General features: G+C 48.9%; 21 protein-coding genes. 2 read left to right on the forward strand and 19 right to left on the reverse strand.

What is annotated here, in order from left to right:
* Window positions 1–65: 65 nt before the first annotated feature.
* The 3 genes from QEZ41_RS07120 to nifJ form a co-directional block, all read right to left on the reverse strand.
* Entirely contained in the window at window positions 66–728 is a 663-nt protein-coding gene (locus QEZ41_RS07120) for a hypothetical protein (RefSeq protein WP_289410706.1), read from the reverse strand.
* A gap of 189 nt (window positions 729–917) precedes the next feature.
* The gene (locus QEZ41_RS07125) at window positions 918–1,937 is read right to left on the reverse strand and encodes a dihydroorotate dehydrogenase-like protein (RefSeq protein ID WP_289410707.1); all 1,020 of its coding nucleotides are present in this window, start codon (window positions 1,935–1,937) and stop codon (window positions 918–920) included.
* The gene (gene nifJ / locus QEZ41_RS07130; protein WP_289410708.1) at window positions 1,930–5,532 is read right to left on the reverse strand and encodes a pyruvate:ferredoxin (flavodoxin) oxidoreductase; all 3,603 of its coding nucleotides are present in this window, start codon (window positions 5,530–5,532) and stop codon (window positions 1,930–1,932) included. Before nifJ ends, QEZ41_RS07125 begins: the two co-directional genes overlap by 8 nt.
* A gap of 305 nt (window positions 5,533–5,837) precedes the next feature.
* Here nifJ and efp point away from each other — a divergent pair, with 305 nt between their 5' ends.
* Complete coding sequence (efp, locus tag QEZ41_RS07135) at window positions 5,838–6,404, forward strand: elongation factor P (protein ID WP_289410709.1); 567 nt, start codon at window positions 5,838–5,840, stop codon at window positions 6,402–6,404.
* A gap of 66 nt (window positions 6,405–6,470) precedes the next feature.
* Window positions 6,471–7,406 carry an EF-P lysine aminoacylase EpmA gene (gene epmA / locus QEZ41_RS07140; protein ID WP_289410710.1) on the forward strand — a complete coding sequence of 312 codons (936 nt, stop codon included), beginning with the start codon at window positions 6,471–6,473 and terminating at the stop codon, window positions 7,404–7,406.
* Here the strand turns inward: epmA and QEZ41_RS07145 are convergent.
* From QEZ41_RS07145 to ihfA, 16 genes are all read right to left on the reverse strand, one after another.
* Window positions 7,403–8,344: a DUF697 domain-containing protein gene (locus QEZ41_RS07145; protein WP_289410711.1), complete on the reverse strand. Its 942-nt coding sequence runs from the start codon at window positions 8,342–8,344 to the stop codon at window positions 7,403–7,405. The genes epmA and QEZ41_RS07145 overlap by 4 nt on opposite strands.
* A complete protein-coding gene (locus QEZ41_RS07150) occupies window positions 8,341–9,765 on the reverse strand; it encodes a YcjX family protein (RefSeq protein WP_289410712.1) in 1,425 nt (474 codons plus the stop codon). The genes QEZ41_RS07145 and QEZ41_RS07150 overlap by 4 nt, the downstream gene beginning before the upstream one ends.
* 31 nt (window positions 9,766–9,796) lie before the next feature.
* The gene (locus QEZ41_RS07155; RefSeq protein WP_289410713.1) at window positions 9,797–10,471 is read right to left on the reverse strand and encodes a DNA-3-methyladenine glycosylase I; all 675 of its coding nucleotides are present in this window, start codon (window positions 10,469–10,471) and stop codon (window positions 9,797–9,799) included.
* Between the two features lies 1 nt (window position 10,472).
* A complete protein-coding gene (gene fliJ / locus QEZ41_RS07160) occupies window positions 10,473–10,925 on the reverse strand; it encodes a flagellar export protein FliJ (RefSeq protein WP_289410714.1) in 453 nt (150 codons plus the stop codon).
* 7 nt (window positions 10,926–10,932) lie between these two features.
* The gene (gene fliI / locus QEZ41_RS07165; protein ID WP_289410715.1) at window positions 10,933–12,288 is read right to left on the reverse strand and encodes a flagellar protein export ATPase FliI; all 1,356 of its coding nucleotides are present in this window, start codon (window positions 12,286–12,288) and stop codon (window positions 10,933–10,935) included.
* Window positions 12,289–12,308: 20 nt separating this feature from the next.
* Entirely contained in the window at window positions 12,309–13,196 is an 888-nt protein-coding gene (gene fliH / locus QEZ41_RS07170; RefSeq protein WP_289410716.1) for a flagellar assembly protein FliH, read from the reverse strand.
* 3 nt (window positions 13,197–13,199) lie between these two features.
* Window positions 13,200–14,216, reverse strand: coding sequence for a flagellar motor switch protein FliG (gene fliG, locus QEZ41_RS07175; protein WP_289410717.1), 1,017 nt, complete (start codon window positions 14,214–14,216; stop codon window positions 13,200–13,202).
* Window positions 14,209–15,996, reverse strand: coding sequence for a flagellar basal-body MS-ring/collar protein FliF (fliF, locus tag QEZ41_RS07180; RefSeq protein WP_289410718.1), 1,788 nt, complete (start codon window positions 15,994–15,996; stop codon window positions 14,209–14,211). The genes fliG and fliF overlap by 8 nt, the downstream gene beginning before the upstream one ends.
* A 12-nt stretch (window positions 15,997–16,008) precedes the next feature.
* Complete coding sequence (fliE, locus tag QEZ41_RS07185; protein ID WP_289410719.1) at window positions 16,009–16,341, reverse strand: flagellar hook-basal body complex protein FliE; 333 nt, start codon at window positions 16,339–16,341, stop codon at window positions 16,009–16,011.
* A 205-nt stretch (window positions 16,342–16,546) separates the two neighbouring features.
* Entirely contained in the window at window positions 16,547–17,326 is a 780-nt protein-coding gene (locus tag QEZ41_RS07190; RefSeq protein ID WP_289410720.1) for an ABC transporter permease, read from the reverse strand.
* Entirely contained in the window at window positions 17,323–18,255 is a 933-nt protein-coding gene (locus QEZ41_RS07195) for an ABC transporter ATP-binding protein (protein ID WP_289410721.1), read from the reverse strand. Before QEZ41_RS07195 ends, QEZ41_RS07190 begins: the two co-directional genes overlap by 4 nt.
* Before the next feature lie 173 nt (window positions 18,256–18,428).
* On the reverse strand, window positions 18,429–18,989 hold the full coding sequence (locus tag QEZ41_RS07200; RefSeq protein WP_289410722.1) for a DUF4823 domain-containing protein: 561 nt from the start codon (window positions 18,987–18,989) through the stop codon (window positions 18,429–18,431).
* A gap of 93 nt (window positions 18,990–19,082) precedes the next feature.
* The gene (locus QEZ41_RS07205) at window positions 19,083–19,748 is read right to left on the reverse strand and encodes a TetR/AcrR family transcriptional regulator (protein ID WP_289410723.1); all 666 of its coding nucleotides are present in this window, start codon (window positions 19,746–19,748) and stop codon (window positions 19,083–19,085) included.
* 143 nt (window positions 19,749–19,891) lie between these two features.
* A complete protein-coding gene (locus QEZ41_RS07210) occupies window positions 19,892–20,656 on the reverse strand; it encodes a hypothetical protein (RefSeq protein ID WP_289410724.1) in 765 nt (254 codons plus the stop codon).
* 105 nt (window positions 20,657–20,761) lie between these two features.
* Window positions 20,762–21,118: a MerR family transcriptional regulator gene (locus QEZ41_RS07215; RefSeq protein WP_289410725.1), complete on the reverse strand. Its 357-nt coding sequence runs from the start codon at window positions 21,116–21,118 to the stop codon at window positions 20,762–20,764.
* Window positions 21,099–21,401 carry an integration host factor subunit alpha gene (gene ihfA, locus QEZ41_RS07220; RefSeq protein ID WP_289410726.1) on the reverse strand — a complete coding sequence of 101 codons (303 nt, stop codon included), beginning with the start codon at window positions 21,399–21,401 and terminating at the stop codon, window positions 21,099–21,101. The genes QEZ41_RS07215 and ihfA overlap by 20 nt, the downstream gene beginning before the upstream one ends.

Consider the following 21,401-nt stretch of genomic DNA (forward strand, 5'->3'; position numbering starts at 1 on the left):
CCCATACTTATCAGGCGCGAATTATATAGCATTAATCCTAGCGCTGTATGCTGGTGTTATTTTCTTTAAAAGTCCTCAACCGGCTGCTGCATATTTTGCTTAACTTTTATAGAGGTGAGTCTAGGCTGGTTAAAACTAACGAACATATAACTACCTTCCTCGTTCTCTACCACACGGAAGTCAGCCTCACGCGTGCCTACAGGTAAAGTCTGCACAGCATCAACCACATTTTTCTTGCCTTCAAACTCCCGAGCTTGTCCTTCGATAAAAATATAGGTCAGCTCGCCACGCTCAAGACTTAAGCTTTCAAACGCGTTCACTTTCGCATCGTAATCCGCCCTATCTTGAACAGTACGCGCAAGCTCAAGCAGATCAAGACGCTCGGTATCACTGTCCATAGCAGTTAACGTAAAGGTTTTAGCAAGAGCGCCAGCTATTTGATAATAAAGCTGATCTTCATACTCATCAGCTAACATCACTGAAATAAGTTTGTCACCCATAAAATAAAAAACCGCCCCAAACTCATGTCCAATAAAATCAACTGAGTCCAGGCATAACGCTTCACGCCCAAAGTCTGTCGAGCAATCGTAAAAACCTTCCTTTGCTAAAAACTCACTTTTTGCTTGATTGTATTCATAGGATTTAAACAGTTTGGCTGTTTGTTGTTGTGCGCTAGCTGGTAAGGCCAAAGTGGCCGTGATGAAAAAAAGTGCTAAATATTTGTACATTATTTTTCTCTTAAAGCGTTTAAAGTTGTTGTGCTTGGCAAAACCCTAAGGAAGCGCTGAATAATGTTGGCGAGGCAGTCAGGGCAAGGCAAAAATCGGCGAAAAAGCGCAGTTTACTGGTAGTAAATGAGCATTTTGAGCCGATTTTTAACGCAGCTCTGACAACGCAGGTAATTATTCAGTGTTTCCCTAACGCCAAATACCCGTGTTTTCGCGATAGGTTTTCATTACTTCAACATAGTTGGCACGGTCATAAGCACTTGGGTCGATAGCTCGCTGGCGACTCACACTGCCTTTAAGCTGAGCAACGGACTCATACTCATTGTCAACCATCCACTGCTCAAGATCATGCAACAGTCGTGAAATAGCACTGGGGCCTTCTTTAAGCAAAACACTGCACACATGCGTGATATCAGCACCCGCCATTAAAGCTTTCAGCACATCATTCACCGTATGAATACCGCCCGTCACCGCCATCGACAGCTTAACCTTGTCGTACAGCGTCGCCACCCAAGTGATGCGCAGCAGGCTTTCATAGCTAGACGACAGGCTTAGCGCTGGCTCCACCTCGCGAGTAAAGAGGTTAATATTGGGCTGATAAAAACGGTTAAACAACGACACCCCATCCGCGCCAGCGGTCTCTAAACTGCGCACAAAGTGCCCCACCGAGCTAAATTGCGACGACAGCTTCATTGTCACCGGCAAGCTTACATGCTGTTTAAGCTGTTTGAGTAAATCGATATAGCGTTGCTCTACCTGTGCGCCCGACTCTTCCACATTGGTCGCCACGTAATAAACGTTCAGCTCCAGCGCATCACAGCCAGCTTCTTCTAACTGTTTGGAATGCTCAATCCAACCCTGCTGGGACACACCATTAAGGCTAGCAATAATGGGAATCTCCAAGCTCTTTTTTAACAGCTGGATGTGCTCTAGATACTCATCCAGCTCAGTGCGAAAGCAGCTGTCATCATGTACGGGCAAAAATGAATCTGCCTCACCAAAGCCGATATTTTGCTCATGCAAAAAGCGCATGGCGGCTTCTTCACTTGCAATGATGCTTTCTTCAAACAGCGAGTGCAGCACCAGTGCCGAAGCGCCTTGGTCTTCCAGCTGTTTGGCGCTATCAAAATCGCGTGATAAAGGTGACGACGATGGCACGAGCGGATTTTTTAACTGCAAACCCAAATACTGGGTACTTAAATCAATCATGGTCTTTCTCCTGCTCAGCCGCACGATCGGCCTCGCCTGGTAAGTCGGCTAAATCTTGGTAATGTGAGAAGCGTGCAATCACATCGCTTTGTGCCTGTTCTGCATAGGCTTTGGCCAGTTCTGGATGGCTGCGCTTGAGCATATTAAAGCGTGTCTCTGTGCCAGTGAACTCAGCGTAGTCAATCGACGGTGCTTTGGAGTCCAAGCGTAACGGATTTTTGCCCGCCGCCGCACGCGCTGGCTCATAACGGAACAACGGCCAGTGACCACTGTCCACGGCAAGGTTTTGCTGTCTGTGGTTAAAGGACAAATCCACACCATGGGCAATACAGGGCGAGTAAGCAATAATCAGTGACGGGCCATCATGGGCTTCGGCATCGAGCATGGCACGCAGGGTTTGCATGTCTTTCGCCCCATAGGCCACTTTTGCCACATAAACGTTATCGTAGCCCATCGCCAGCATGGCTAGGTCCTTTTTCTGCGTTGCTTTACCCGCCGCGGAGAACTTAGCTACTGCGCCCAACGGTGTGGCTTTGGAGGTTTGCCCGCCGGTATTGGAGTACACCTCAGTATCGAGCACCAGAATATTGACGTTACGCCCCGAAGCTAGCACATGGTCTAACCCGCCATAGCCAATGTCATAGGCCCAGCCATCACCGCCAATAATCCACACACTGCGCAGCACCAAGTATTCACAGACACTTAACAGCGCCTTGGCTTGTGGGTTATCCAGTTGTAGCAAGGCTTCACGCAACAGTGAAACCCGCTCACGCTGCTGGGCAATGCCCGATTCTTCGCTTTGGTCGGCGTTTTGTAAACCCTCGACCAGCTCGGCTTTTAATTGTGGAGCCAACTCACTGAGCAGCTCGTGCGCGTATTCGGTTTGCTTATCAATCGACACCCGCATCCCCAAGCCAAACTCTGCGTTGTCTTCAAACAATGAGTTATTCCAGGCGGGGCCACGGCCTTGCGCGTTCACGGACCAAGGCGTGGTCGGCAAGTTAGCACCATAAATGGATGAGCAACCGGTGGCATTCGCCACCACCATGCGATCACCAAAAAGCTGGGAGACCAGTTTTAAGTAAGGCGTTTCACCACAACCGACACAGGCACCAGAGAACTCAAACAGCGGCTGTAACACTTGCGAGCCTTTGATGGTGGTGCGCTTAATTTCCGTGCGGTCGTATTCAGGTAGTTGTTCAAAGAACGCCCAGTTTTCACGTTCTTGCTCACGTAACGGCTCAATATCAGCCATGTTCAACGCCTTACGTGAGGCATTGGATTTATCCCGAATCGGGCAAATATCCACACAGAGCGTACAGCCGGTACAGTCATCGGGTGAGACTTGATAAATCATTACATGATCTTGCGGGTAATCACGTCCTAACACCTTGCGGTATTTAAAGCTGTCTGGCGCATCGGCCATGGCGTCTGCCGGCACCAATTTACTGCGAATGGCCGAGTGTGGGCAGACCATTGGGCATTTACCGCATTGGGTACAGAGGTCTGCATCCCAAACCGGAATTTCCAAGGCCAGATTGCGTTTTTCATAGGCCGCTGTGCCCAGCGCAAAGGTGCCATCCACCGGCATCATACTTACTGGAATAGAATCGCCCTCACCGGCTATCAAGCGTGCGGTAAAGCGGTGGATAAAGTCCGGAGCTTCGTTAGCCACTACAGGCGCACGCTCAAAGGTGCTGCTGACTTGGGTCGGCAGCTTAACTTCATGCAGGTTGGCAAGGGTGGCATCAATGGCTTTAAAATTGAAATCAACAATACGCTGACCTTTACTGCCATAGGTGTTCTGCACCGCCTCTTTAATCGCCACAATGGCCTCATCACGCGGCAATACGCCGGAAATCGCAAAGAAACAGGTCTGCATCACGGTATTAATGCGCTTGCCCATGTTGGAGTCTTGCGCCACTTTGTAGGCATCAATACAGAAAAAACGAATATTTTTATCCAGCATCTGCTGCTGCATCTTGCGCGGCAACTCATCCCACACCTGCTCGGGGGCAAAAGGGGTATTGAGTAAAAACACCGCGTTGTCCGCGGCTTTATCCAGCATTTCAAAGCGATCAACAAACTGCGGCTGGTGACAGGCGACAAACTGCGCTTGATGATCGCCAATTAAATAGGTCGAACGAATAGGCTGCGGACCAAAACGTAAATGCGAGACCGTCATCGCCCCGGATTTTTTCGAGTCATAGACAAAATAACCCTGCGCATACAAGTCCGTGGTCTCGCCGATAATTTTGATCGAGTTTTTATTGGCACTGACCGTACCGTCCGAACCCAAACCATAGAACACCGCCTGTATCGACTCAGCGTGGGCATTGGTTTTCCAGCTAGCGTCCCAGTTTAGGCTGCTGTGCGTTACATCATCGTGGATACCAATGGTAAATCCCTGCTTGGGCTGCGCGGCATCCAGCTCGGCAAACACAGCGGCGACCATGGCTGGGGTAAATTCTTTCGAGGACAGGCCATAACGCCCGCCAATCACGCGCGGTAACTGGGCAAAGGGACTGCTGCCCTGCATCTGCGCTTGCGCCAAGGCGGTTAACACATCCTTATACAGCGGCTCACCGTCGGAACCCGGCTCTTTGGTGCGGTCCAGTACGGCAATCCTGCTCACGCTAGCAGGCAATGCAGCGAGCATCGGTGCCGGAGAAAATGGGCGATACAGACGCACACGCAACACACCGACTTTTTCGCCCTGCGCCGTTAGATGGTCGACGGTTTCATGCACGGTTTCCGCACCTGAGCCCATCAGAATAATCACTTTTTCTGCGTCTGCTGCGCCATGGTATTCAAACAACCGGTACGCACGGCCTGTGTGCTCGGCAAACACATCCATCGTTTGTTGCAGAATATCGGGAAAAGCCATGTAAAACGGGTTAACCGTTTCGCGGCCTTGGAAATACACATCTGGGTTTTGTGCCGTGCCACGCAATACTGGGCGGTCGGGACTCATGGCGCGCTGACGGTGTGCCTGCACATCTTCATCGGCAATCAGCGCACGCAACACCTCATCACCCACCGCACGGATTTTGGACACCTCGTGCGAGGTACGGAAACCATCGAAAAAATGCAGAATAGGGAGTCGTGTTTTTAGAGTCGCTGCATGGGCAATGGCGGCAAAGTCCATCGCCTCCTGCACTGAACCTGAGCACAGCATGGCAAAACCGGTTTGCCGCACCGCCATCACGTCACTGTGATCACCAAAAATTGACAACGCCTGACACGCCAATGAGCGCGCAGCCACGTGCAGCACCATGGGTGTGAGTTCACCGGCAATCTTGTACATATTAGGAATTTTTAGCAGCAAGCCCTGCGAGGCAGTAAAGGTGGTGGTTAGCGCACCGGTTTGCAGCGCACCATGCACCGCACCCGCCGCACCGCCCTCACTTTGCATCTCGACAATATGCGGTACGGTGCCCCACAGGTTTTTACGCCCCTGTGATGACCACTCATCCGCCCACTCGCCCATATTGGAGGCCGGCGTGATGGGATAAATCGCACACACCTCACTGAGTTTATGGGCGATTAGCGCCGCTGCTTCGTTGCCGTCAATGGTTAGCCATTGCTCACTCATGGGCTTGCTCCTTAATATTAAGTGCTGCGCTAAAACCTAGTTTTCAGCATAGCTGCTTAGCTTGATACTCGTTTGATTTAAGTCAGATGGGTTCAACTGTTTAAATGTGCGTGGTTATAGCACGCTTTATATGCAAATCAATATACTATGTTTGGCTCGCCTGTTAACCAAATAAATATTTTTGCAACCCTGCTTTACATGCCCTATAAACGCGTAGCTGTATATACAGGTGCGTTTTAGGCTATACTATCGCGCTTTATTGAACCGTTTTCTCCAGCACATACTTAAATTAATAGGATTACATCATGGCAACTTTTGCTACTAACGAATTCCGTCAAGGCCTTCGCGTAATGGTTGATGGCGAACCCTGTATCATGATTGACGTGGAGTTTGTCAAACCTGGCAAAGGCCAAGCTTTTACCCGGGTTAAAATGCGTAATATCCGCACCGACCGCGTGTGGGAGCGTACCTTTAAATCCGGTGAAAACTTAGAAAGCGCCGATATTCAAGACCGCGACATGGAGTTTCTCTACTCCGATGGCGAGTTCTGGCACTTTATGGCGACTGATGGTTCGTTCGAGCAATTAGCCGCTGGCGAGCAAGCTTTAGGGAATACTAAAAAGTGGCTTAAAGAGCAGGAAGTCTACAACATCACCCTGTTTAACGACGCTGTGGTCAGCGTAACTGCACCTAACTTTATTGAGCTTGAAGTCACTGAAACCGACCCGGGTTTAAAAGGCGATACAGCTCAAGGCGGCACCAAGCCAGCTACCCTAAGCACTGGCGCTGTAGTGCGTGTACCTTTGTTTATCACTACTGGTGAAAAGCTTAAAATCGACACCCGTTCTGGCGAGTATGTCAGCCGCGCGTAAAATAAGCTTTGTGTAATACCTAAAGGGAGCCTAAGGGTTCCCTTTTTCATTCGTTTGGATAGCCCTATGCCCATTCACTGGCAACCCAGCGCACCGCAGAAAAATCTTATTGCACGTCAGCAACTGTATCGCACAGTGCGCGAGTTTTTTTATCAGCGTAACGCCCTAGAAGTTGAAACCCCACTGCTGAACCAAGCACCGGTGGCTGATCCCAATATCACGCCCATTCAGGTAGGCCAAGACCGCTGGTTACACACCTCACCCGAATACGCGATGAAGCGCATGCTCTGTGCTGGCAGTGGTGATATCTATCAGATTTGTAAGGTGTTTCGTGATGGCGAAGCCGGACGGCGGCATAACCCGGAATTTACCATGCTGGAATGGTACCGCGTGGGTTGGAGTTTGCCTCAACTGATGCACGAAGTGGCACAGCTGCTTAAGCTGTTGTTAGCTGAGCGCTTTCCTGAGTTACCAGTGATGCACTACGGCTATACCGCAGCCCTACAGGAGTTTGCAAATCTGAACCCGCTTAGCTGCAGCTTTGATGACATCAAACAGCTCGGGCAGCAGTTGGCCAATGCTGATTTAGAACTCGACCGCGATGGCTGGCTGGATATCATTGTCAGTCATCTGGTGGAACCTTCTCTACCTAAAAACACGCTGGTGTTTATCGACAACTTCCCCGCCTCGCAAGCGGCGCTGGCTAAAATTGTCACCCAGGCTGACGGTCAGCAAACGGCGCAACGCTTTGAGGTGTTCTTTAACGGCATGGAATTGGCCAACGGCTATGATGAACTTTTGGACAGCCAGGCTCAGCGCGAGCGTTTTATGCATGAGCTCAAAGACACCGATCGCCCTTGTGACGAGCGTCTGCTGGCAGCCCTTGAGCAGGGCTTGCCCGACTGCAGCGGTGTAGCACTGGGGTTAGATAGAGTACTGATGCATGCTTTGGGTGCAACCCGTATCAGCGATGTGATTAGCTTTGACTGGCAACACGCCTAACTGGGTTTTTGCCATGGCCGGCACAATTGTTGCGCCTGTCGCCCCAAACGACGCATACGCTGGGCCATCACCGCGCCCTGCACAGCGCCCTTACCAACAGCGGACTCAACTACGCCATAACCCAATTGCTCTGCAGCCAGTTCTGTTGCTGTTTCTATACTGCCGGCAATGAGCGTATTAATCAGCGCCATTTTCAGCAGCTTCCACGATGACAACCCCGTAGGACGCAAGCCATAAACCTCACCTAAGCGGCGAATTAAGCGCTGTGAGCGCCACAACGCCAACATGGCATCAAACATTGGGTGCGGAATTAACACCACGCCACCAGCAACCGTCAGCGCCTCTTGATTAATAAGTCGCGTAGCTTGTTTATCCAGCTCAATCAGCCAAGTGTTTTCCGCCAGCTGTATACGTGAAGCTACTGTTTCGCGTTCGGCTAGTGCTGACTGATAAGACTGCACCTGCTCTGGATAATACTGCTGCAATTCTGCGAGCACAGGTTTTAAACCTTGATTAAACAGCAGCATATCTTCCTGTTTCAGCGCTTGAGCAATCTGTTGTTGACGTTCTGCCACAGCATCCAGTCGTTTACTGGCCTGCACCTCACCGTACACAGCCCGTAATAAATACAACAACGCGGCCACACTTAAACCGCCTAAACCCAGTGCCAACCACCAAAAATCCTGCCATAGCTGCCACAAACTTAAACCGGTCTTTACCAGTAACCATACAGCCACAGTAATAAGCAACAACCAACCAGCACGCGCCCATACAGAAGGGCTCGACTTGCTCTTAGGCAGTGGCACGTGCGTTGCTTCTTCCGCTATAGCAACCGTAACCGCATCAATTTTACCCGGCTCACGCTCAGTGGTTTCAGGTCCCGCCGATGCGTCTGTTGGTACATCTATTCGTCCGGGGATACGCTCTTGTGTACTCATGGATTTTTATCTCCAATTAAAAACTCCAATGCGCGTCCCAGATTAATGGCGGGAAAACCCTGCTGTAAGGCATCTGGGTAAGGCAGAGGGGCAAACCGATAAAATTTAAATCTGACTTTGTCCCATTGCGGCGGCATATCCAATGGCAAACCACCCGGATCCCAGTGGGCTGACTCGGTTTCTGTTTCAGGTTGACCGTAAAGCACCTCGCGTATGGGTTCCTGAGTCGTAGCTCGATCCTCAGTCGCACGCACTGAAGCCAGCGCCATCACGTCCCAGTCCTTAGCACTGCTACGCAAGCGATTATTGTCGTCCACAATGGCGAGCATATTGCGCAGTAAATCTTCAAGGTTACGCCTATCACCACGGGTTACATGGTCCGCTTTAGTGGCGGCAAACAAAACCTTAGTGGTGCTGGCACCGGTTAACCAAGACAGCAAGCCACCCTTGCCGTAATCAAAACTCGTCAACACCTTAGCTAAAGACTGCTGCATGTCGGTAAAGGCTTCTTCGCCCAATTCCAAAGTGCGCAGTACATCCACCAATACAAGCTGGCGATCCATGCGGCTAAACACATCACGGTAAAAAGGTTTAATCACTTCTTGTTGATAGGTGGCAAAACGTTCGCGACAGCGTTTATATAAAGGGCTTTGTGCCAAATGCTCAGGCAATGGCGCAAAACGCAATACGGGAGATTGAGCTAACTTGTCTGGACGCAAATGACGGCCTGGCTGGTTTTCAGTTAAACCATGCTCGGCTGCCTGCATCAAATACTGCGTCCAGCCCTGCTGTAACTGCTCTAACAAGGCTTCATCGGCGCCCTGCTGCGCAGAAAGGCCGGCCAGCTGACTATGATAATTTTTCGCTAACTGCGCACGCACACCCTGCCCAGCTGCTTGTAGTACCTGTGCAGACCACTGGCTATAGTCTTGCCCCAGCATCGGCAAATCCACCAACCATTCGCCGGGAAAATCAACAATTTCCAGCAGCAACTTACCAAAACCTAAATCGGTTAAACCGAGCTTGTCTTGCAATAACTTACCGGCCAAATGTTGGCTGTCCAAATTAAGCTCTAGCGTAATACTGGCAATACCTGTGGTGGGCTCGGGCCAATGATTACTATGGCTTAGCATAGCATCGCGGACAGTGCGAAAAGGAAATTGTGGTAGGGTCGGGTTAATATCATCACGAATGCGCGCCGAGCGTAAAAAACCACGCTCATACGCATCAAATTGCTGCAGCGGCCCCGCCAAATTGCGTCTTTTCGGGTCAGTAGCCAGTAAGGCTTGTGTCAAAGCGCCAATAAACACCGTTTTACCGCTACGCGAAAACCCGGTCACGCCCAGTCGGATTTTGCGTGCTGCCATTTCCTTGGCATTTTTATTTAGAAAGCCCTTTAACTGCTGCAAATGCTCTTTCAATCGCTCACACCCAATTTAACAATTTAACAATTTAATGGTTCGTGGTTAATGCCAGCATTGCCGACAACTGGCATAAAGGTCGGCCGCTGCTTTCTTGCAGTTGATTAAAGGCTGCTTGCGTAAGCTTTAAATCTGCTTGGCTGGTGGGTCGTTTATCAATCACCCCTTGGGCAATTAAAGCGGCCACCACATCATCGGTAAGTAAAAACGTATCCTTACCTGCCATGCGTAAAAAACCCGGTGCTGAACGCCCACCCAACTGATAACCACGCTTATGTAAAAAACGCCATAGGCCCACGCAATCAGTGCTAGGCCATTGCGCCAAAAACTGACCAAAGCTGCCATGTGTTTGGCGCACGTCTAAAATCATTTGCGCATTACGCGGAATACTTTTCAGCTTGCCTAAATGGCGAATCAAGCGCGCATCCTGCATGCAGTTTTCGATATGCTCAGCGCTTAGTAGAATCATTTTATCTGGGTCAAACCCCCAGAACACCTCTTCAAAAACCGGCCAGCGGGCATCCACCATGGCATGACGCAAACCAGCACGAAATACGCGCTGCGTCATCAATGATAAGTAGCGGTCATCAGTACATGCGATTAATTCGTGTTCTGTAGCGGGCTGCGGCAAGCTGTTTTCCAACTCGGTGATCGAGCCTTTGCGACGTAATACATATTCATACAGCCACTGATAATCGATTGCCATATTACTCGTGCCTCTGCCTGTTTAAACCCAGTCTTTGCGCTATTTCATCCATGTCTTTCTGTTCGATTTTATTGGCTAACTGCTGTGCTTGTTGCTGATAGCGCTGCACTAACTTACGCAAACCTTCCAACCGTGTATAGGCTGTTTGCCACAAATCTCGCGCTTTATCGACGTTTTGTTGATGCCATTTAATGCTGTTACGCTGCTGCTCTATCGCGGTCTCTAACTGTGATAAAAAACGCTGGTAATTCATCAGCCACTCGCCAGAAACACCCATCTGCCCTTGTTTTTGCCATTGATCTTGGTAGTCACCACGGTACTGCTCTAAGCCCTGCAACTGCGATTGCGCATGCATAAGCTGATGTTGGGTTTTTGCCAGTTTAGCGGCAGCATCACGTTCTGCCTCTTCAGCCATTTGCACCACTGGCAGCAAACGTTTAACGCGTTTGAGCATGGCTTAACTATCCTTGTGACGGCGCGACAATGTCGAGCAGGCGTTGCACACTCACATCAAGGCTTTCAGTTTCTTTTAAGCCTTGACGCAAATAGTCAGACATTACTGGAAAACGCTCAATGGCAAAGTCCGTATCTGGATCCCCGCCCGGCACATAAGCACCCACGCTAATCAAATCACGACTCTGCTGGTAACGCGTCCACAACTGTTTAAAACGCTGCGCTGCTTTTAAATGCTCAGGCGAAGTTACTTGCGGCATAACCCGACTGACTGAAGCGCTGATATCTATAGCGGGATAGTGCCCTTCTTCGGCCAAGGTGCGTGATAAAACAAAGTGTCCATCCAACACGCCGCGCGCCGCATCGGCCACGGGGTCTTGCTGATCATCCCCTTCAGAGAGCACGGTATAGAAAGCGGTAATAGAGCCACCGCCCTTTTCCGCATTACCGGTTCGCTCCACCAGTGCCGGCAGTTTGGCAAATACGGAAGGTGGATAACCTTTGGTCGCTGGCGGCTCACCAATAGCTAAAGCAATTTCGCGCTGAGCTTGCGCATAACGGGTTAGGGAGTCCATCAACAATAGAACATTGTATTTTTTATCGCGAAAATATTCGGCAATCCGCGTGCAATACATCGCCGCTCGCAAACGCATTAATGGTGCATCATCGGCGGGTGAAGCCACCACCACCGCACGCTTCAGGTCTTCTTCGCCGAGAATATCCTCGATAAATTCTTTAACTTCACGACCTCGCTCACCGATAAGACCAACAATCACAATGTCGGCTTTGGTAAAGCGCGTCATCATGCCCAAGAGCACACTCTTACCTACACCGGTACCTGCAAACAGGCCAATACGCTGTCCGCGACCTACCGTTAGAGTGCCGTTGATACTACGAATACCCACATCCAAAGGTTGCGTAATGGGTTCACGATTAAGAGGGTTAATACTAGGACCTGTCATTGGTACCCATTCATCTGCAGCAATGCGTCCTTTGCCATCGAGTGGGCGACCCGTGCCATCTAAAACACGCCCCAGCATGCTGTTACTCATGGGTACTAAATCGGTATCTGGCAAAGGCACAACCCGCGCACCGGGTGCAATTCCTGCCATGCTGCCGACGGGCATTAAGAAAATTTTGTCACCGGAAAAACCCATCACTTCAGCTTCAACTTGAGCTGGGTTATGACCACTGGTGTTAATTACCACACAGCGACTGCCCACAGCAGCTTGCAGGCCTTGAGCTTCAAGAGTTAAACCCACCATGCGTAGCAAGCGGCCTTCAACTATGGGCTGACGTGGTATTTTTACGGCTGACTGATAGGCAGCTAAACGCGTTGCTAATTTAGTGCGTGCTAACTTCATTTGCCCACCCTAAGAGATTGCTAGACTTGGTTTTCTTCTACGTCTTCTGTTTCTGCCATAGGTGCAACCGCTGTTTCAGTTTCACTCATGGACAATTCTGGCTCTAGCTCTGGCCCAACAGACTCTACCGCCGCAACTGGCTCAGGCTGCAAGTCAAACTCCTGAATATCATCGGCACTAACCGGTTCAGCTTGCAGGGTGCGCTTTTGTTCCAGCAACTGCTGCGTCAGCGTTTTAAGACGTGTTTCAATAGTAGCATCAATACGAGTTTGAGCGGCTTCTACGCGACAGCCACCGGGCGATAATTCCTCATCTTCAATAATACGCCAACGTTCCTCATGGCGTTCACGTATGGCCTTTATTTGTTCAAAGTCTTGCGGATGCAAATAAATCTTAACCTGCTCATTTTCATCAGCAAGCAGCTTAAGCGCCTCACGCAAAACCTGACCAATCTGGGTTGAGTCCAGCTGCAATTCACGCTGAATCACCTGCTGGCTGATCAGCTGTACCAGTTCCAGCATGCAATGCTCTAAGGCTTGATCCTGCTGTGCAATAGGCTCAAACAGCTGCTGCATTATTTTCTCTAGCGCCTGTAAACGTGGAGCCATTACAGCTTCTATTTCTTTTTGTGCTTTTAATTGACCTGAATGAAAGCCGTCTTTTTCGCCTGCAGAAAAGCCTTCGTTATAGGCATCCTGGCGAACGGCTTCAACCTCCTCGATAGTCAGCGGTTGAACTTCCTCTAATTCAACTTCCTCAACCTCAACCTCATCGTTCTCGGGCTCGCTGCTCTCATCTTCGGTATCAATAGCGCTCTGTTCTGTATCAAAGCTGGGCAAGTCCCAACGTTCAAAGGCTGAAGAAGTAGATACTGAGATAATTTCGCTCGACAGTTTTTTCTTATCCATGGATTACACCATTTCTTCGCCGCCTTTGCCGCCGAGTACAATCTCACCAGCATCCGCCATGCGTCGAGCAATAGTCAGAATTTCTTTTTGTGCCGCTTCAACTTCGCTTAAGCGTACCGGCCCTTTGGCTTCCAAGTCATCTTGCAGCAACTCAGACGCACGTTTAGACATGTTCTTAAATACTTTATCTTTGATCGCGTCATCCGCTCCTTTAAGCGCCAGTACCAGCACATCGGACGACACTTCGCGCAGCAACGACTGAATGCCGCGGTCATCTACATCCGCAAGGTTATCAAAGACAAACATCAGATCTTCAATCTGTGTTGACAAATCAGCATCCAAATCGCGAATGGAATCCAACAACGGCCCCTCAATGGAGCTTTCCAGAAAGTTCATAATATCAGCCGCGCGTTTAACACCACCCATAGCTGTACGACTGGTGCTGGAGCTGCCGGAAAACTGTTTTTCTAAAATATCGTTTAATTCTTTAAGTGCCGCAGGCTGTACGGTATTTAGTGCTGACAGACGCAAAACGATATCTAAACGTACTTTGTGATCAAAATGACTGAGGACTTCAGCGGCTTGATCCGGATCCAAGTAGGCCACGACTATCGCTTGAATTTGCGGGTGCTCATAACGGATGACATCTGCAACCGCTCGTGGCTCCATCCACTTCAAGCTGTCTAGGCCACTGGTATTACCGCCCAACAAAATGCGGTCAATCAGGTTGCCAGCTTTATCTTCACCTAAAGCCTGAGTCAGCATTTTACGAATATAATTATCAGAGCCCACCCCCAAGCCGGTTTGATCGCTAACGACATTAACGAACTCGCTCATCACCTGCTCAACCTGCTCACGATGCACGTTACGCATCTGCGCCATGGCGGTACCCACTTTCTGTACTTCTTTGGGGCCCATATGGCGCAATATCTGTGCAGCGTCGGCTTCGCCTAGTGACAGCAACAATATGGCGGCTTTATCAACCTTACTGAGTTTGCTGATTGCTTTATTTTCAGTCATCGCCCGATATCCATTCTTTAACAACTTGAGCTACGCGACCGGGGTCTTCAGCCACTAAGCTCTTGATTGCATTAAGTTGAGCATCATAACCTTCGCTTGGGCTTGGCAACATAATGCTTTGCTGTGCTGCGCCCAGGCTCACTTTATCATCGGCCAAATCATCATCTAAGCCGCTGAGGTCTGCCTCTGCTCTAGCTGCTTCTGCTAACGCTAGCTCTTTTGACTTACTACCGCCACCTGCCACACTGGTTAACAGCGGTTTGAGTACGCCAAAGACCAGAATAATAATAAAGAGTACGCCCAGCACTTGCTTCATCACATCCCAGAACCAAGGCTGTGAATAGAAAGGTGGCTCAACAAACTCTTCTACCGGCACATCAGCGAAAGGCGCGTTAATGACGCTAACACTATCACCACGGCTGGCATTAAAGCCTACGGCATCTTGCACCAAGCGGGTAAAGCGCGCTAAATCCTGTTCAGTCCATGGACGACGGACTATTTGCCCTTCCGGACCTACATGCACTAAGTCATCCACCACCACCGCTACAGACAAGCGCTGCAGACGGCCCTGTTCTTGCTTTACATAACTAATGGAGCGATCCACCTCAAAGTTTCGGGTTGATTGCTCGCGTCTATCCGCCGGATAAGGAGCCAGCATAGGTTGTCCGGTCGCAGGGTCAATAATTTGCTGGCCATTAGCATCTAATAAGGGGTGACCCGAAGCAATAGGACCATCAGCACCCGCACCACCCAAAGCACGCTCGGGCGAACTGGCTGCGCCGGGTGGTTGATTACTAAGCGCACCCGGAATACCCTGTGGACCCTGACTGGAAGTACGCTCTTCAATTAAAGACTGCTCACTACGCAGCGCTTGCTGATCCGGATTGAAGCTTTCAGAGGTGGACTCAATCGCACTAAAATCGACATCCGCAGACACCTCTGCTTTATAGCGACCATCACCCAAAATAGGTAAGAGAATATTGTGCACGCGCTGGGTAAACATGCCCTCCATGCGGCGCACAAAGTCGTACTGTTTGCCGGCACGGGTCATTTCCGAGAGTTCGTTTTGATCAGAAAGCAGATTGCCTTTTTGATCAACTACGGTGATTTGATCTTTATTCAATTCAGGAACACTGGTGGCGACCAAGTTAATAATTGCCATCACCTGACTGGGCTCAAGTGTGCGTCCTGCATACATATCTACCAGTACTGAGGCACTAGGCTTGCGTTCGTCACGCACAAATACCGAGCTTTTGGGAATAGCCAAGTGTACGCGTGCGTTTTTAACGTTCTGCAAGCTTGCAATGGTACGTGCCAACTCACCTTCTAAGCCGCGACGGTAACGCGTGGTTTCCATAAACTGACTGGTGCCAAGACCTTGGTCTTTATCCATAATCTCATAACCAACAGTGTTATCCGTTGGTGCCACACCGGCGGTGGCTAATTTAAGACGCGCCGCTGCTAAATCATTAGCCTTAACCAATAAAGCACCGGAGTTGGGCTCCAATTTAAATTTGATACCCGACTGGTTCAGGGTTTCAATAACCTGAGAAGCATCTAGGTTATTTAAATTGGCATAAAGCGGACGGTAATCGGGTTCTTGCGACCAGAGCACAACAGCAAAACCTATCGCCACACTGGCGGCAAGACCTATCAGCAAAGCCACCTGACGCAACGCTGGCATTTGCGCCATAGTATCCAAGAAAGCCAAACTGGGTAGGCCTTTTCTGGACTCCGCATCTACTGTTGCCGGGACTGTTCTGTCTGTTGCGTCAACCATGATTCACCTGCCTTACATTGGCATCTGCATAATATCTTGATAAGCCTGTACAAGTTTGTTGCGTACCTGCGTCATGGCTTGGAATGACACACTGGCCTTTTGCGAGGCAATCATAACGTCGGTTACGTCAACACCACTGTGCCCCATCTCAAAGGCTGTAGCCAACTGGTTTGCGTTCTGCTGCACATCGTTAACCTTATTAACTGCCTGACCGAGCATATCAGCAAAGCTAGGTCCATTAACCTGAGGCGGCTGTGTCACGAGCGCACTGTTACGCGCCATGGCTTCCATTTGCATGGAGCGCATCTCTAACATCAACCGATTAAACTCTACACCTTGACTCATATCTAATTCCTCATCGTAATTTTGACACTTGACGATGTCTGATTAGATATGAGCAATTAGCGTGCCATCCTTAGCGCCTAATTCGTAAGGGTGGCGAATTATACCCGCACCCTTGAAGGTTTGCACCGACTTCTTCTATAGCTTTTTAGCGCAAATCAAGCGCACCCAGCACTGAGAGTCCGAAGCGCTGCTGAAATGAAACGATTTAATGACGCATACCGCGACCGCTGTTGAGTAAGCGTATGCAAAACAGATACAACACCACTGTAGTCAACAGCATTAATGCCACTGCTGTAGTGGGTGTAATGTCCGACACACCCAAAATCCCATAGCGAAACGCATTCACCATATGCAAAATAGGGTTAACCAGCGACAGCTTCTGCCAAAACTCACCCAGCATAGTGATGGAGTAAAACACGCCACCCAAGTAGGTTAAGGGTGTTAATACGAACGATGGGATAATCGCAATATCATCAAAGCTGCGCGCAAATACGGCATTAATAAAGCCGCCCAAGGAAAATACCGCAGCTGTAAGGAAGATAACTAGCACAGTTAAACCCAGATGCTCGACCTGCAAATCCGTGAAAAATAGCGACAAAATAGACACAATCGCTGCCACCAACAACCCACGTAGCACGCCACCCAAAACAAAGCCGATTAGAATCGTATGCGAAGATACCGGCGAAACCAAAAGCTCCTCGATAGAGTGCTGAAATTTAGCACTAAAGAAACTCGACACCACATTGCTGTAAGCATTGGTAATCACCGACATCATAATCAGACCCGGCACTATGTATTGCATATAGCTAAAGCCCTGCACACTGCCGATTTGCTTACCAATCAAATTACCAAAAATCACAAAGTACAGCGTCATGGTAATCGCTGGCGGCAACAGGGTTTGCGGCCAAATTCTTAAAAATCGACGCGCCTCACGGTGAGCGATGGTGTATAGAGCGATTAGGTTAGACTTAAATTCGCTACTCACGCCTTGCCTCCGGGTAAGTTTTTTTCAACTAAGGAAACAAATAACTCTTCCAAACGGTTCGCTTTGTTACGCAGGCTTAACACCTCAATATCCTGCCGCGCTAACTGGGTAAACAGATCGGTCATACCCATATTTTTAACCACCTGCACTTCTAACGTCCGTTCATCTGCCAATTGAAACTCGTAGCCCTTCAACACAGGTTTATATTCAAGCGGCTTTTTTAAATCCAAAATAAAGGTCTCCACCTGCAGCTTAGTCAACAATGTGCGCATACTGGTGTTTTCGATAATCTGCCCATGGTCAATAATGGCAATGTTGCGGCACAGCTGCTCTGCTTCTTCTAGATAGTGAGTTGTGAGAATAATAGTAGTGCCTTCTCGATTCAGCTTAATCAGGTAATCCCACATCGAGCGACGCAGTTCAATATCCACACCGGCGGTTGGCTCATCTAAAATCAATAGTTTAGGCCCGTGAACTAAAGCTCTTGCTATCATCAAACGGCGCTTCATGCCGCCAGATAATAACCGCGCCTGAGTATCGCGCTTATCCCACAGCTCAAGCTGCTTTAGCAGCTGCTCCGCACGAACCTTAGCTTCGGCGCGCTTAATGCCGTAATAACCCGCTTGGGTAACTAAAATATTAAAAGCAAGTTCAAATTGATTAAAGTTAAACTCCTGCGGCACCACCCCTATGCAGCGCTTGAGCTGTAGCGGGTGCGTATCAAGATCATTGCCAAATACACTAACCTTGCCACTGGACTTGTTTACCAGCGTCGAGATGATACCGATAGTGGTGGATTTTCCGGCACCGTTAGGGCCAAGCAAAGCAAAAAAATCACCTTGTTTGACCTCTAAATCTATTCCCTTGAGTGCGACAAAACCATTGGCATAGGTTTTGGTAAGTCCTTGGATGGATAAAGCATGAGTCATGGATGTACTGCTTAGAATCTATAAAAGCTTTATGAATTAAGAGGCGCTGCTGTTTTTTGCGAAAAAAAAACACAAAACGCCTTCGATTTGAAGGCGTCTATGGTATTACAGTTAGGGGTGGTTAGCAAAAGCAGTCAAAGGCAACCCGTGGTTTTTACCACATCAGCAAACAACTAATACTCACGCAACCCCAGCAAGCGCTGCGCATAAGCCTGCATGGGTTTACGCAATAAATCCTCTGGTTTTTTGTTTACTGAAGTCAGCAAGCCGCCACGTATATGAATAGAGCCATTATCAATTAGCTTGCCGCTGCCCAGTTCATACAACATAAATTGGATGACGCTTTGCCCCAGAACTGGGCGCTCATTAGCCTGAGCAAACCTTGTGTACAGCAGAAAATCAGCCTGTTCATGTCTGGCACCCATTAACGCCTGCTCTAAGCCTAAGGGGCTAGAAGAGCGGCGCATGTGCGGAAAATACTGCACAAAAGCATTAAAGGTTTCTTGTGCCAAAACATTATCAGCCACTACGCGATGCTCGACCGGCGGAAAGTGGCTTTGCACAATATAGATAAGCGAGTCACGCTGGATGCGCCGACTTGCCGCACGCTCTATACGTTGATGGTTAATCACGCCTATATCCGAGAGGTGATAGCCTGCCTCATTAACCATCTCGCTGGCCTTCATGCAACCTGTCAGCATTACAAAAACCAGCAGAATTAAACCCAATCGCATAATGTCTCCGAGGGCAGAGTGTCAAAAGCTGCCTTAAATGTGTACTGGCATAATTACAAGCAGTTTTTGTACCAACTCGAGCCAGACACAGGGTTAACTGGTTTCTTGACTGCCACTTACTTTAGTAGTCTGAGCGGAATCATCGCGGCGGCGGCGGTTACCCATGCGTACACCTATGTCCATAATAAACTGGAAAAAGCCTTCCTGATCCTCTAAGACATTGTTCCAGAATGGCGAGTGGTATAAGGCCACGGCACCATGCACCAATGCCCAAGCCGCACAGTAATGAAAGTATGGCGGAACATTCTCCAGTTTGCCCTCGCGGATGCGATCTTCAATCAGTTGCGTTAAACGCTCAAAATTGGATGCACGAATAGCATGCAGCTGCTCGACCATTTCTGGCGCTTGGCGCCCTTTAACAATCCGCTCTTCCAGCCGGTCAAACAGGCGGTAACGTTCGGGATCGCCCATACGAAATTCAAAATAGGCGCGCGATAAGGCTTCTTTATCTTTGGCTACGGTATCTGAATAAAACAGCTCGTTAAGCTCGCGTTCATAGTCGAGCATCAGGCGTAAAAAAATTTCGGTTTTGGATTTGAAGTGCTTATAAATCGTGCCTTTGCCAATACCAACTGCATCAGCAATCATTTCGACGGTGACACTGTCTTCACCTTCCGCTAAAAATAACTTTAGCGACGTATCTAGGATTTCTTGTTCGCGACGGCGAAATTCACGCACCTTACGTGGTTCAGCTTGCATAGATAGACCCATCAGTCAAAAAACGACACCCATTAAATCATATTCACAATGAACACGAGATAACTAAAAAGTCTATTTATAACAAAAAAAGATAAAAAGTCATAAGCAGTAAGAGGGTGCAATTATGCAACGAAAGACTGTCGTTAATCGTAAAGCTGCTTCTTCTTCCACTCATCGCTTTGTTCCGAATCTACGGCGCCGGAAAGCTCACTTCCACTCGATGTCGTGGCCTGCGTCTGTTCCAGCACAAGTTTGGCGGCTTGAGCCAACAACTGCTCGAACTGGCCAAGCTGTTGCGTAAATTGAGGGGCTGTCTGTCGCTTTAACAGTTTAACCGCACGCTCATAAGCCAGTCGCGCTTGACGCGACTGTCCTTGCTGCATAAAACGTTGACCCGAAACACGAAAATAATCCAAATAAAGATTAATCAGTTGCATCTGGATATGAGCTACCGCTGGTTTTAATTGCTCCACAGGCACTAGCTTTTCTTCGGTAGCACGCACGAGCTGTGTTTGCAGGCTTTCTAACTGAAAGCGTATTTCCTTGACCTGCTCTTCAGTTTGCACACTAACTTCAGGATTACCTATTGCATATTGCTCGCCTTGCTCTAAGCGCTCTTTAAGCAGCAATTTGCGACCTTGCATCCTTTTGTTCTGCGCATCATTAGCCAAAACCCCTTCAACAAAATGGAGCTCCAACTTATGCAGTAGCTGCTTGAGCGCTACCGTCAAGAACTGTTTTGGTAAGGATTCTGATAGAGCTTCAATTCGTTGTTGACGCTCAGACTGTTCAGCTTTTTTACGCGCTTTTTCAAGCTTGTTTTTTTCAACGGAGTTATTTAGATAACCTACTAGCAGCAAAGCAACAATCCCGCCAAGGATAAGTACGATAATTGTCACGGAAGACATACAAAGCCCCTTACCTGTTGACTGCTAAAAAACTAGCTGGAAATTACTGTGGTTTTAATTATTTTTATACTGTGTTTGCACTGTTGTTGCGAGTAACTCTCTGATTCAGTTAGATAGCAACTTTGATACTTCTTCCAGCTCTGTGATCATCTGCCGAATAACTTGCTTATAGCGGGTGTTCTCTTCGCCAGACTGCTCACCATTGAGTTTCTGGCGTGCGCCACCAATGGTAAAACCTTCTTCATAGAGCAAGCTGCGAATTTGGCGAATCATCAGCACATCATGATGCTGATAATAACGTCTATTACCACGCCGTTTGATAGGTGCAAGCTGTTCAAACTCCTGCTCCCAATAACGCAACACGTGCGGCTTTACGGCGCACAGCTCACTTACTTCACCAATAGTGAAGTATCTTTTTGCCGGAATAGGTGGCAACTCATTATTATGACTGGCTTCCAGCATAGTCCTCTACTCGCTCTCTTAGCTTTTGTCCTGGACGGAAGGTAACAACGCGGCGGGCACTGATGGGCACTTCTTCCCCCGTTTTTGGATTACGACCGGGGCGCTGACGTTTGTCACGCAATTCAAAATTGCCAAATCCTGAAATTTTAACAGGTTCGCTACTTTCTAAAGAGGTTCTGATTTCTTCAAAAAACAAATCAACAAGCTCTTTAGCTTCACGCTTATTAAGACCCAGCTCCATAAATAGATGCTCTGCCATATCTGCTTTAGTCAATGTGCTCAC

The organism is Thiopseudomonas acetoxidans (assembly GCF_030362935.1).
In the GTDB taxonomy this organism is placed as follows: Bacteria; Pseudomonadota; Gammaproteobacteria; order Pseudomonadales; family Pseudomonadaceae; genus Thiopseudomonas; species Thiopseudomonas acetoxidans.

Excerpts from the sequence above, each read along its gene's own strand:
- QEZ41_RS07120 (WP_289410706.1), bottom strand. The coding sequence starts at position 728 with ATGTACAAATATTTAGCACTTTTTTTCATCACGGCCACTTTGGCCTTA.
- QEZ41_RS07125 (WP_289410707.1), bottom strand. The coding sequence starts at position 1,937 with ATGATTGATTTAAGTACCCAGTATTTGGGTTTGCAGTTAAAAAATCCG.
- nifJ (WP_289410708.1), bottom strand. The coding sequence starts at position 5,532 with ATGAGTGAGCAATGGCTAACCATTGACGGCAACGAAGCAGCGGCGCTA.
- efp (WP_289410709.1), top strand. The coding sequence starts at position 5,838 with ATGGCAACTTTTGCTACTAACGAATTCCGTCAAGGCCTTCGCGTAATG.
- epmA (WP_289410710.1), top strand. The coding sequence starts at position 6,471 with ATGCCCATTCACTGGCAACCCAGCGCACCGCAGAAAAATCTTATTGCA.
- QEZ41_RS07145 (WP_289410711.1), bottom strand. The coding sequence starts at position 8,344 with ATGAGTACACAAGAGCGTATCCCCGGACGAATAGATGTACCAACAGAC.
- QEZ41_RS07155 (WP_289410713.1), bottom strand. The coding sequence starts at position 10,471 with ATGGCAATCGATTATCAGTGGCTGTATGAATATGTATTACGTCGCAAA.
- fliJ (WP_289410714.1), bottom strand. The coding sequence starts at position 10,925 with ATGCTCAAACGCGTTAAACGTTTGCTGCCAGTGGTGCAAATGGCTGAA.
- fliI (WP_289410715.1), bottom strand. The coding sequence starts at position 12,288 with ATGAAGTTAGCACGCACTAAATTAGCAACGCGTTTAGCTGCCTATCAG.
- fliH (WP_289410716.1), bottom strand. The coding sequence starts at position 13,196 with ATGGATAAGAAAAAACTGTCGAGCGAAATTATCTCAGTATCTACTTCT.
- fliG (WP_289410717.1), bottom strand. The coding sequence starts at position 14,216 with ATGACTGAAAATAAAGCAATCAGCAAACTCAGTAAGGTTGATAAAGCC.
- fliF (WP_289410718.1), bottom strand. The coding sequence starts at position 15,996 with ATGGTTGACGCAACAGACAGAACAGTCCCGGCAACAGTAGATGCGGAG.
- fliE (WP_289410719.1), bottom strand. The coding sequence starts at position 16,341 with ATGAGTCAAGGTGTAGAGTTTAATCGGTTGATGTTAGAGATGCGCTCC.
- QEZ41_RS07195 (WP_289410721.1), bottom strand. The coding sequence starts at position 18,255 with ATGACTCATGCTTTATCCATCCAAGGACTTACCAAAACCTATGCCAAT.
- QEZ41_RS07200 (WP_289410722.1), bottom strand. The coding sequence starts at position 18,989 with ATGCGATTGGGTTTAATTCTGCTGGTTTTTGTAATGCTGACAGGTTGC.
- QEZ41_RS07205 (WP_289410723.1), bottom strand. The coding sequence starts at position 19,748 with ATGCAAGCTGAACCACGTAAGGTGCGTGAATTTCGCCGTCGCGAACAA.
- QEZ41_RS07210 (WP_289410724.1), bottom strand. The coding sequence starts at position 20,656 with ATGTCTTCCGTGACAATTATCGTACTTATCCTTGGCGGGATTGTTGCT.
- QEZ41_RS07215 (WP_289410725.1), bottom strand. The coding sequence starts at position 21,118 with ATGCTGGAAGCCAGTCATAATAATGAGTTGCCACCTATTCCGGCAAAA.